At 65.9% G+C, this 11,044-nt stretch carries 9 protein-coding genes and 1 pseudogene; 3 read left to right on the top strand and 7 right to left on the bottom strand.

The window, feature by feature from the left end; translation table 11 throughout:
* Window positions 1-601: quinone oxidoreductase family protein (locus AC04MI_RS20070; RefSeq protein ID WP_476498515.1), on the bottom strand; the 601-nt coding region annotated here is incomplete at its 3' end.
* Between the two features lie 163 nt (window positions 602-764).
* Here AC04MI_RS20070 and AC04MI_RS20065 point away from each other — a divergent pair.
* Window positions 765-1,664: a DMT family transporter gene (locus AC04MI_RS20065; RefSeq protein ID WP_056747460.1), complete on the top strand. Its 900-nt coding sequence runs from the start codon at window positions 765-767 to the stop codon at window positions 1,662-1,664.
* Between the two features lie 97 nt (window positions 1,665-1,761).
* On the opposite strand, the gene AC04MI_RS20060 is transcribed toward AC04MI_RS20065, so the two are convergent.
* From AC04MI_RS20060 to AC04MI_RS20050, 3 genes are all read right to left on the bottom strand, one after another.
* A complete protein-coding gene (locus tag AC04MI_RS20060; RefSeq protein WP_056062099.1) occupies window positions 1,762-4,431 on the bottom strand; it encodes a bifunctional diguanylate cyclase/phosphodiesterase in 2,670 nt (889 codons plus the stop codon).
* Window positions 4,428-5,543 carry a TRAP transporter substrate-binding protein gene (locus AC04MI_RS20055; protein WP_436078093.1) on the bottom strand — a complete coding sequence of 372 codons (1,116 nt, stop codon included), beginning with the start codon at window positions 5,541-5,543 and terminating at the stop codon, window positions 4,428-4,430. Before AC04MI_RS20055 ends, AC04MI_RS20060 begins: the two co-directional genes overlap by 4 nt.
* Window positions 5,544-5,696: 153 nt before the next feature.
* On the bottom strand, window positions 5,697-6,527 hold the full coding sequence (locus tag AC04MI_RS20050; protein WP_056060958.1) for an SDR family oxidoreductase: 831 nt from the start codon (window positions 6,525-6,527) through the stop codon (window positions 5,697-5,699).
* Window positions 6,528-6,592: 65 nt separating this feature from the next.
* On the opposite strand from AC04MI_RS20050, the gene AC04MI_RS20045 reads away from it, so the two are divergent.
* Both AC04MI_RS20045 and AC04MI_RS20040 read left to right on the top strand, forming a co-directional pair.
* Window positions 6,593-7,219, top strand: coding sequence for an SH3 domain-containing protein (locus tag AC04MI_RS20045; protein WP_056062092.1), 627 nt, complete (start codon window positions 6,593-6,595; stop codon window positions 7,217-7,219).
* Window positions 7,220-7,231: 12 nt separating this feature from the next.
* Entirely contained in the window at window positions 7,232-8,272 is a 1,041-nt protein-coding gene (locus AC04MI_RS20040; RefSeq protein ID WP_056060955.1) for a M48 family metalloprotease, read from the top strand.
* Between the two features lie 56 nt (window positions 8,273-8,328).
* Here the strand turns inward: AC04MI_RS20040 and AC04MI_RS20035 are convergent, their stop codons facing one another.
* The 3 genes and pseudogenes from AC04MI_RS20035 to AC04MI_RS20025 all read right to left on the bottom strand — a co-directional run.
* Window positions 8,329-9,228 (bottom strand): DMT family transporter, encoded by a 900-nt coding sequence (locus AC04MI_RS20035; protein WP_476498514.1) that lies wholly within the window; start codon window positions 9,226-9,228, stop codon window positions 8,329-8,331.
* Between the two features lie 190 nt (window positions 9,229-9,418).
* The gene (locus tag AC04MI_RS20030; protein WP_056060948.1) at window positions 9,419-10,717 is read right to left on the bottom strand and encodes a DUF3422 family protein; all 1,299 of its coding nucleotides are present in this window, start codon (window positions 10,715-10,717) and stop codon (window positions 9,419-9,421) included.
* 118 nt (window positions 10,718-10,835) lie between these two features.
* Window positions 10,836-11,044 (bottom strand): annotated as a pseudogene (locus tag AC04MI_RS20025) (tripartite tricarboxylate transporter permease); the annotation flags it as partial.

The following is an 11,044-nucleotide window of genomic DNA, read 5'->3' as shown; positions in this document are numbered from 1 at the left end:
CCGCAAAGTCCTCGGTGCTGTAGTTGATGGCGTGCGCCGCGCCGTTGGCCAGCGCCAGCTGGCACTTGGCATCAGACCCCGCCGTGCCGATGAGCTGCAGGCCGAGTGCCTTGGCCCACTGGCAGGCGATCAGGCCCACGCCCCCCGCTGCGGCATGGAACAGCACATGGTCGCCAGGCTGCAGGCCTTCCACAGGCCGGGTTTTCTTSAGCAGGTATTGCGYCGTSAGGCCCTTGAGCATCATGGCCGCGCCGGTCTCGAAGSWGATSGCRTCGGGCAGCTTGCASACGCATTTGGCSGGCATCACGCGCASYTCGCAGTAGGCGCCGGGMGGSTKGCTSGCATAGGCGGCGCGGTCGCCCACCTTCAGGTGCGTGACCCCCTCACCCACCGCCTCGATCACTCCCGCGCCTTCCATGCCGATGGTAGCTGGCATGCTCAAAGGGTACAGGCCGGTGCGGTGGTACACATCGATGAAGTTCAGGCCTATGGCSTGGTGGCGGATGCGGACCTCACCGGGGCCAGGCTCGCCCACAGGGACGTCAACGATGTGGAGTTCTTCGGGACCACCGTGCTGGCGGATCTGGACGGCAAGGCTCATGGCTAACGTCTCCTCAAACAAAAAAAGGGGGGGATGTCTCAACGGCGGCCATCCTGCCACGAATCGCACGCGGTTGCCGACGGCCCTTGCAGCACCGGTGCGTGCTGGGGCCTTGTGCCCCGGGCGCAGCAGGGCCCGGGCTGCACCGTTACAGTGCAGCCCCATGACTCAAAAAATCACACCCGGCACGGCCGTGCTGCTGGTGATTCCGCCCTTGCTGTGGGCCGGCAACGCTGTGGTGGGGCGGCTGGTGCATGACCTGATTCCCCCCATCACCCTGAACTTCATCCGCTGGGTGCTGGCCTTTGCCATCCTGCTGCCCCTGGCCCATGGCGTGCTGCGCGCCGACAGCCCGCTGTGGCCGCACTGGCGCCGCTATGCGCTGCTGGGCCTGCTGGGCATCGGGGCCTACAACGCGCTGCAGTACATGGCGCTGCAGACTTCCACCCCCATCAACGTGACGCTGGTCGGCTCCAGCATGCCGGTGTGGATGCTGGCCGTGGGCGCGCTGTTCTTCGGGGCCACCGTCACGCGACGGCAGGTACTGGGGGCATTGCTGTCGGTGTGTGGTGTGCTGCTGGTGCTGAGCCGGGGCGAGTGGTCGCAGCTGCTGGCATTCCGTCTGGTGCCGGGCGATTTGTTCATGTTGCTGGCCACCATCTCGTGGGCGTTCTACAGCTGGCTGCTGTCGCGCACCAGCGAGCCCACCAGCATCCGGGGCGACTGGGCTGCGTTTTTGATGGCACAAATGGTGTTTGGACTGGCCTGGTCGGGCAGCTTTGCGGGGGCCGAATGGGCCAGCGGGCGCACGCACATCGCATGGGGATGGCCGCTGATAGCCGCCCTGGCCTTCATCGCCGTGGGGCCTGCGGTGCTGGCCTACCGCTGCTGGGGGGTGGGCGTGCAACGCGCCGGGCCTGCAGCCGCCGGGTTTTTCATCAACCTCACGCCGCTGTTTGCCGGGGTGCTCTCGGCGGCCTTTCTGGGCGACACGCCCAAGGCGTTCCATGCCGTGGCGTTCGCGCTGATCGTGGGTGGCATCGTGGTGTCGTCACGGCGTTGACGGATTCCAGTTTTGGCCAAAACCGGCGGTAGCGCAGGTATTCATTGCCCCAATTGCTACACAAAAAGCAGCAAACGACGCGGCCTTTCTGGGCCCATCAACCCGGGGCAGTGACCGTGGTGGCCGACTCCATCAACGCCTCCAGGTCCATCACCGGGGTGGGCCGCCCCAGCAGATAGCCCTGGAAGTACACACAGCCGTGCCGGGCCAGGAAGTCCTTCTGTGCCTCGGTTTCCACCCCTTCGGCAATCACATCCAGCTCCAGGTTGCGTGCCATGCCCAGAATGGTCTGGACGATCACATCGTCGGTGTGCCGCACCCCCAGGTTGCGCACAAAGGACTGGTCGATCTTGAGCTGGTCCAGCGGCAGCCGCGTGAGATACGCCAGCGATGAATAGCCGGTTCCAAAGTCATCCACCGAAAAGCGCACGCCCTTGGTCTTGAGCATGCCGATCTTGGCGATGGTGTCGTCCACGTTGTCCAGCACCAGTGATTCGGTGAGTTCGAGCTTGAGCAGGTGTGGCTTGGCGCCCGTCTCGCGCAGCACCTCCACCACCCGGGCCACAAAGTCGCGCTGGCGGAACTGCCGCGCACTCACGTTGACCGACACCTGCAGGTGCCGGTACCGCTCGTCCCCCTGCCAGGCCGCCAGCTGCTCGCAGGCCGTGCGCAGCACCCAGTGGCCCATGGGCACGATGAGTTCGCTTTCTTCGGCCACGCCTATGAACTCGCCGGGCGCAACCAGCCCGCGCTCGGGGTGCTGCCACCGGATCAGGGCCTCGGCGCCCACCATGCGGCCATCCAGGTGGAACTGCGGCTGGTAGTGCAGCACAAACTGCCGCGCGGTGAGCGCCATCTGCAGGTCGGTCTCCAGCTGCGCGCGCATGCTGATGACGATCTGCATCTGGGGGTCAAAAAAGCACAGCGCGTTGCGCCCTTGCGATTTGACTTGGTACATGGCGATGTCCGCCTCTTTCAGCAGGTCCACCGACGACTGCAGGCTGCCGCCCATCAGCGTGGCGCCAATGCTGGGCGTGCTGTGGTGCGCGTTCCCCCCCAGCGTGTAGGGCACGTTGAGTTTGCGCAGGATCTTCTCACCCACCCGGCGCGCCTGGGCGGCGGCCTCATCACGGTGCACCGACAGGTCGCTGAGCATGACCACAAATTCGTCGCCCCCCAGGCGCGCCACCGTGTCCTCGCGCCGCACGCAGGTCTTCAGGCGCTGAGCCACCTGGCGCAACAGCATGTCGCCCACCTCATGGCCCCGCGTGTCGTTCAGGGTCTTGAAGTGGTCCAGGTCCAGGAACAACAAGGCGCCGTACTGCCCGCTGCGCACGCTGGCGGCAATGGCTTGCTGCATGCGGTCCATCAACAGACGGCGGTTGGGCAGGTTGGTCAGCGGGTCGTAAAAGGCCAGGCTCTCGATCTCCGTGCTGGCCTTGCGCAGCGCAGTCACGTCGTGGTAGCTGATCACGAGGCCGCCATCGGGCGTGGCGCGTTCGGTGATCTGGATGGTGCTGCCATTGGCGTACGACTGTTCCCGCGGCTCGGGCTGGTGCTTTTGCCGCTCCAGGCGCTGGCTCACCCACCGCTTGCGCTCATCGTCGGACAGGCGGGGCACATGGTGCTCCACCGTGGCCTCCAGCACCGTTCGGAACGGAATGAGGGGCGTGATCACGCCCTGCAGCCACGGGAGAATCGTCTCCAGCTGGCGGTTCCACTGCACCACGCGATGCTGGCTGTCCAATAGCAAGAAGCCGCTCACCATGGACTCCAGCGCCTGGTCCAGCGTGGCCTTGGACTGCGCGATGGCCAGGCGGGCCTGGGACATCCGGTCCACGTAGCGCAGCGCCAGCACCCCCGCTGCAAAGATCATGGCGATGAACAGCGCGGTGGTCAGTGCAATGGCATCGCGCTGGTCGCGCCAGCCGGCGAGTGCCGCATCCAGCGGAATGCTGGCCGCGATGCGCAAGTCCTGGTACAGGATGGGCCGGAACACCACCAGCGATGGCTCGCCGGTCAATCGCGCAGGGGCCTGCCAGGCCATTCCCCGGTCGACCAAATCTCCGATGGGCGGCGTGAGGGTGGGCGCGGTCACGTCTTCGCGGTTGGGCACGCTCAGCAGCAGTTGCCCGGTGGCGCGCTCCAGCGTGACCTGCAGACCGCTGATGTCCACGCCCTGTACCAGCACCGAGCTCAGGGCCGACACCGGCAGCTCGGCCACGGCCACCACCCGCGAGCTGTCCGCCATGCGCAGGTGGCGAGCGAAGTACAACACTTTCTCGGAACTGGCAAAGCTCACCACCGGCGCGCTGACCATCAGGGTGGATACAGGTTGCTCCAGCACGCTCTCCAGAAAACCGGCCGGCAGTTGCACCAACAGGCTGGCGCCTGCGGGGTCGGACGACGCCAACGCCTTGCCCGTGCTGTCGAGCACCGCCACGTAGCGCACCATGAGGTTCTGCCGCGCCGACCCCCGCAGCCGCTGGCTGGCCGTATCGGCATCCAGCCACTTGGGCATGGCATTGGACAGTCCCAGCAGCTCGTCCATGCTGGCCAGCAGCACGTCCACGGCCAGCAGCGAGCGGTTGAGTGCCGCCTCTGCGCCCGCCACGAAGCGGGTGGCCTGGGCCTCGCTATCGGCCAGCGCGGCCTGGCGGGCATTCCACGCCAGGGTACCGGCCACCGCCACCACGGCCGCCACAAACACTGCAGCGCCCGCCCAGACATAGGCCTTGATGCGCGAAGGTGCGGCGGACTCTGTCATTTCGCAGGCGCTGCCTGCAGCCCACGCACTGGCCCGATAGTCTGGTTCCAGACCTGCGCGCAGCGAGCGCCGCAACGCTGCACCCAGCGCGGCAACACGGTGGATTCAAGGATCTCCTGGCGGCTGCGCTCATCCTGGGGCGACACGGGCACCACCACCATGCTGCCCTTGGTGCCAGCGTTGCAGGTGGGGGCACCCCGGTTGCAAGCCAGTCCGTCGGCAGTTTCACGCTCGGACTCGGCCCAGATGGCGGCTTCCAGGCGGGGCAGTTCGCGCTTGAGCAGCGTGCGCAGGTCGGGCGGCAGCGCCGCCCAGGCGGCCTGGTTGGCACCAAACACGGCAAGCCCCCAGGTCACCGGCAGGGTGTGCACGTGGGTGGTGAGTGCCGGCAGGCCAAGCATGTTGCCCGACATGGTGCCGGTGATGGCGCATTCGGTATTGCCCGCGGTCAAGCTCGGCACGATCTGCGAAAAACTGGTCAGCACGGGCACCCCGCCCAAGGCGCCCACAAAGTCGGCCTGGCTGGCCGACGACACACGCACGCGGCGGCCAGTGAGTTCGGCCAAGGTACGCAGTGGCTTCTTGCAGAACACCACCTGCGCCGGGTACACGTAGATGGCGAGTGCCTCGACACCATGCTGCTCACGCAACGCCTTTTCGAGGTAGGGGCGAAACGCCGCCAGCGTAGTCTTGAGCGTGGCAAGGTCGGGGTTCAGTCCGGCCAGGTCAGGCGCTGTGTATTCGGGGTATTGCGCGGTGAACGAACTCATCAGGGTGGTGCCAAAAGGAACCACGCCCAGCTGCAGCAAACGCAGCATCTCGGCCCCAGGCACGCCGGCCCGGTCAAAGGGCACGATCTCTGCCTGGAAGCGCCCAGCGCTCAGGCGAGAAAGCTCTTTGGTCCAGAAGGGCTCTTCCTGCCGGACGTACTGGCTGATACCGGCCAGACCGCCCACGATGCGCAACCGGTACGGAGCTGCCGCTGCAGTGCCCGCACCCGCCGCGCTGGCCGCATCGGCGGCCTGCACAGCTGCCCCAACGCACAGCGCCAGACACAGCAGGGTGCAGTGGCGTTTCAGGCGCGGCAGAAAGGGAATGTGGACAGATTGCATGGCGGCGGACAGTGGCAGGCGCTGGCCCGCAGTATTCCACCAATTATTCAGCGCTCCGGTAAAGCTGTCGGCAAAACACCACGCCAGCTTCCGTTCTGCGGGAGCACTGCGCCACACAGCCCACCAGCCGGACCTCATCGGGCCCGGCCTGCGTCAGAACGTACCCGGGTAGGCACCACCGTCGGCCAGCACGTTCTGTCCCGTCATGTAGCCCGCGTGCACGCTGCACAGGAAGGCGCAAATGGCACCAAACTCTTCGGCAGAGCCATACCGCCCTGCCGGGATCTGCGCCTGCTGCGCGGAGCGCACATCCTGGACGCTCTTGCCCGCCTTGCTGGCGGCTGCCGTGACGGTGGCTGCGAGCCGGTCGGTGTCGAACTTACCAGGCAGCAGGTTGTTGATGGTCACCCCACTCGCTGCGATCTTGCTGCGCGACACACCCGCCACAAACCCCGTGAGACCACTGCGCGCGCCGTTGGACAGGCCCAGGATGTCGATGGGCGCCTTCACGGCGCTGGAAGTGATGTTGACGATGCGGCCAAACCCGCGTTCAGCCATGCCATCCACCGTGGCCTGGATCAGTTCGATAGGGGTCAGCATATTGGCGTCCACAGCCTTGATCCAGGCGTCGCGGTTCCAGTCGCGGAAGTCGCCGGTGGGTGGGCCGCCTGCGTTGGTGACCACGATGTCGAAGTCACGGCCCGGTCCTCCGGCCGCCGAGAACACCGCCGCACGCCCTTCGGGCGTGGTGATGTCGGCCGCCACAGCCAGCACCTGAGGTGATGCACCCTTTTGGCCGCTGGCGCTAGTCTTGTTTGCACTTTCAGCTATCAAACGAGTAGCAGCCTGTTCGAGCGCCTCGGCACTGCGGGCGTTGATGACCACATTGACACCCTCGCGCACCAAAGCCTGCGCGCAGCCATAGCCCAGCCCCTTGCTCGCGCCACACACCAGCGCCCATTTGCCTGCAATACCCAAATCCATAACAATCTCCTGGTTGCACACTGATACAAGTGCCCTTTGTTAAATCATAGTTGGAGAGCATCACCATGAACCGGCCGCACTGGAAAGCCCTGGCGCCTTGGCTGGCATCGGCCGCGATGGCCCTCTTGCCACTGCTCTGCACCACAGCGCATGCGCAGGAGGCTGCCGTGGTCAAACGCGCCACCCAGCTGCGCGACAGCCCCGCAGAAAGCGGCGCCAGCGTGGCACCGCTGGAGGCCAACTCAGTAGTCACGCGTAGCAGTGAGCGCAAGGGGCCCTGGACCAAGGTCAGCACAGCACAAGGCGCTACGGGCTGGGTCCATATGTTTGACCTGGGCCCCCAGTCAGGCGCTGCACCGGCCACTGGTAATGCCGCAACGAGCGGAATGCGAGGCCTTGGCAGCTTGTTCGGCGGAAACAGCGGCGGCACCACGACAGCCACCTCCACCGTGGGCATCCGGGGTCTGGGAGCCGAAGACATCGCCAAGGCGCAACCCAACCCGGCAGCCGTGACCCAGGCCGAGGGGCTGCGGGTCAACGCCGACCAAGCCCGCCAGTTCGCCAGCAATGCGTCGCTGCAGCCACGCAACGTGGCACCCCTGGCGGAGCCGCCCCGGCCCTCCTCCAGCAGCGGATCGGGGGCGACAGGCTCGTCCAACAATCCGTCCGACCCCAATTTCAGCCCCAACTGAGCGAGAGCTGCCATGCGTCTGCCCCCATCCCTCTCCCGCACCCGATTGCTCGCGGCGGCGTGTACCGCCCTGGCCCTGACCCTGCTCCCCAGCCAGGGGCAGAGCCAGGGGGTCATGAATCTGCTCAACGCCCTGGGTGGTGGCAGCTCCACCAGCAACACCGGCGGAGGCCTGCTGGGCGCCATCACCGGTGGAGGCAGCCCCGCAGGCCAGGGGGATGACCTCATCAGCATGCTCACCCGTTCGGTTGAGAGCATCGACGAGCCCCGCGAGATCGAAATCGGCCGCCAACTCTCGGCCGTGCTGCTGGGCAGCAAACCCCTGCACCCGGACATGGCACTGCAGCGGTATGTGAATCAGCTCGGGCGCTGGATCAGCCTGCAATCGCCCCGCCCCAACCTGCCGTGGACCTTTGTGGTGCTGGACGACTCGGGGTACAACGCCTTTGCGGCCCCGGGGGGGTATGTGTTCGTGACCAAGGGCCTGATCGACCGCTGCGCCGACGAGGCCGAGCTGGCTGGCATCCTCGCCCACGAAATCACCCACGTCACCGCCAAACACCACCTGCTGGCCATTCGCAAGACGGCACAGTCGGGCATGCTGACCCAGTTGGTGGCTTCGCAGATCAAGACCAACGCCGTGGGCAACGTGGTGGCCTCGCAATTTTTGGCACTGGGGCGCAACCTGTACGCACGCGGCCTGGACCAGACCGATGAGTACGATGCCGACCGCACTGGCGTGGCACTGGCCACCCGCGCGGGGTTTGATCCCTATGGACTGGTGTCGGTGCTGCAGCACCTGCGCACCGCCACGCCTGACAACCCGGCCTTCACGCTGGCACTGGCCACGCACCCGCCTGCACAGGCGCGCCTGGAGCAACTGGAGCTGGCCATGGGCAAGAACCTCGATGGATTCACCGGCACGGCCCCCGTGACGGTGGCCCAGCGCATGAATCCCAAAGCGGCACCCGCAGCAGCAGCGGTGCCGTCGCCTGCAGCACCGGCCGAGGCTCCAGCCCGCAGCAAGGCAGCTCCCAAAAAGAAGACGTCATAAAAGCAAGCAGGGCGGCCCTTGTCACGGCGCCCCAAAGGGCTGCGGGATGTGGGCTGTCAGGCCCTGCGCGCCATGCGGGTAAAAATGAAGATACCCGCGACCACAAGCACCGTCCCGGCAGCGACCCACACCGTGAACGGTTCGCCCAGAATCCACACGCCCATGAGGATGGTGGACAACGGGCCCACCATGCCCGTCTGCGCGGCCATGCCTGCGCCGATGCGCTCAATGGCCATCATCACCATCAGCACGGGCGCGGCCGTGCACAAGGTGGCGTTGAGTACCGACAGCCAGATCACCTCAGGCGCAACGACTGCCGCACTCAGCGGCCGCAGCACCACAAACTGCAACAGGCAGCACAGGCAAGCCACGGTCGTGGCAAGCCCCACCAACCGCAGCGCGCCCAGGCGCTGCACCATCTCGCCGCTGTAAACCAGATAGATGGCATAGCTGACTGCGCTCAGGAACACCAGCAAGGTGCCCCAGGCAGCATTGGCACCCTGCAGGTTGGCCTCGTGGCCAAACACCAGAACCACGCCGCTGTAGCTCACCAGCATGCCTGCCGCCTGGGCCCAGCGGATACCACGCCYGTACAACACCCAGCCCAGCAACACGACCAGCGTGGGGTTGAGGTACAGGATGAGGCGCTCCAGGCTGGCACTGATGTAGGCAAGCCCTGCAAAGTCGAGAAAACTCGCCAGATAGTAGCCGGTGACACCCAGGCCCAGCACGCCCAGCCAGTCCTTGCGGGTGAGCGGCGGTTTGCCCCGGCTGGCCCACCAGGCCATCACGGCAAAGATGGGCAGCGCAAATAGCATGCGGTACATGATGAGCGTGACCGCATCCACCCCATGGCGGTAGGCCAGCTTGACGATGATGGCCTTGCCGCTGAAGGCGATGGAGCCCAGGAACGCCAGCACAAGGCCGGAGGCAATGCTCTTCTTTTCAGTGGTCACGGGTACGAAGGGACGCAAAGCGCCTGCTGAAGTATCTGCCGGACAGTGGTCGCCGGAGCGTTGCGCCCAGTGTGACACGGCAAGGCTGGTGCAGGCCATCGAACCTCTGCGCGGGCGCCCCCTTCATCAACGATGGCTGACAAGCCAAAGTGCACCCCGTGCCGCTCGACAGATCGGTGGGCCAACCGCCTTAGCGGTGTTTGTGGAACACCCGCTGGTGCAGCCGCCGCAGTGACCACCACACCCCTGCCGCCACCACCGGAATCGCGAGGGCTGCCGTAGTCTCCGGCGACAACGGCCAGCCCAGTTTTTGCGCGCCCTTGGCCAGATAGCTGACGAGCCCGACGATGTAATAGGTAATGGCCGCCACAGACAACCCCTCCACGGTGGACTGCATCTGCAACTGCAGATCCTGCCGGTGGTTCATGGTGGTCAGCAGCGCCTGGCTGCTTTGCTGCTGTTCGATCTCTACCCGGGTGCGCAGCAGGTTGCTCATGCGCGATACGCGCTGCGACAGCGCATCCTGCCGACGGGTTGCCCACTCACAGGTACTCCGAGCGGGGGTCAGGCGCCGGTCCATGAACTCCCGGATGGTCTGCATGCCCGCCAGGCGGGACTCGGCAATGTCCTGGATACGGCGGTCCAGCAATTCAAAGTAGGCACTGCTGGCCGAGAAGCGCGAGTGCGTGGCTGCGTACTGACTTTCCACCTGCCCGGCCAGGCGCGTCAGCCGATCGAGCAAGGCGGGCTCGTCATCACGGTTGGCCGTGCGGATGGCTTCAGCCAGCGCCGCCAGTTCGCGCTCAGCAAAGGCCAGCACGCTGGCAGCTTCGCGAGCGGCAGGCAGGCCGAGCAAGGCAGCCATGCGGTAGGTCTCGATTTCCAGCAGGCGCTGCACCAAACGCCCCAGGCGCCGTGGTGTCATGCCCCCTGCAAGCAGCACCATGCGCGAAAAGCCGTCGGCGTGGATCGCAAAGTCGGTGTACACCTCACCATGCCCGTCGGCCACGGTAGAGGCTACCAATGTGTCTTCGTGCAGAACATGCTTGACCAAAGAGCCCGATCCAAAGGTGTGTGTGGGCAGCACCCACAGGTTCAGGCTGCACAGGCACTGGCCGGGCAAAGCTGCGAGCCAGTCGTGCGGAACGGAATCCACGGCACTGACCGGCTCCCGCTCTCCAAAAGCCTCCACCGGCGCCGGGACCATGAAGGTCCAGGTGACGAATTCGGTGTGCATCTCCCAGCGCATCCGAAAAGCGCCCAAGTCCATCCGCAAGTGGGTGGTCTGGGCGTCGGGAAGCGCCATGTGGTGGTCCCGCAGGAGCGCGGCAACATGGGCCCGGCTGGCCTCGCGCCCTGCCGCATCGGCCAGCATCACGATGTGGGCGATGGCCAGCGGGGCATTCATCGCCTCGGGCGGGCGGGCGTGGATTTCGTTGTGCAGCATCGCCCGGTGCGGGTGCTGCGTGGGATGAAACGGTGTGGACATGCGGACCTCTGCCCGCAATTGTGTACTGGCGACAGCCGTACCACGTGGACGCCACTGCCCAAAAAACAACGGCACCCGAAGGTGCCGTTGATCAGGGTGAGAAAAGAGTCGGAACCGATCAGTCTTCCACAAACGCTTCTTCGCGCTTGTTCTTGACTGAAGGCAGCAGCACGATGATGAGCAGCAGTGCCGCAGCCGCCAACAGGCCAGCCGACAGCGGACGCGTCACAAACACGCTCCAGTCRCCRCGCGASAGCAGCAGCGCRCGSCGCAGGTTCTCTTCCATCATSGGSCCCAGRATGARGCCCAGCAGCAAAGGTGCTGGCT

This window comes from Acidovorax sp. LjRoot204, from assembly GCF_056175785.1.
The sequence above is the reverse complement of the archived record's forward strand: the minus strand, read 5'-3'. Positions and strand labels throughout refer to the sequence as shown.

Coding starts and splice junctions, on each gene's coding strand:
- AC04MI_RS20045 (WP_056062092.1), top strand. CDS start 6,593: ATGAACCGGCCGCACTGGAAAGCCCTGGCGCCTTGGCTGGCATCGGCC.
- AC04MI_RS20040 (WP_056060955.1), top strand. CDS start 7,232: ATGCGTCTGCCCCCATCCCTCTCCCGCACCCGATTGCTCGCGGCGGCG.
- AC04MI_RS20055 (WP_436078093.1), bottom strand. CDS start 5,543: ATGCAATCTGTCCACATTCCCTTTCTGCCGCGCCTGAAACGCCACTGC.
- AC04MI_RS20050 (WP_056060958.1), bottom strand. CDS start 6,527: ATGGATTTGGGTATTGCAGGCAAATGGGCGCTGGTGTGTGGCGCGAGC.
- AC04MI_RS20060 (WP_056062099.1), bottom strand. CDS start 4,431: ATGACAGAGTCCGCCGCACCTTCGCGCATCAAGGCCTATGTCTGGGCG.
- AC04MI_RS20065 (WP_056747460.1), top strand. CDS start 765: ATGACTCAAAAAATCACACCCGGCACGGCCGTGCTGCTGGTGATTCCG.
- AC04MI_RS20030 (WP_056060948.1), bottom strand. CDS start 10,717: ATGTCCACACCGTTTCATCCCACGCAGCACCCGCACCGGGCGATGCTG.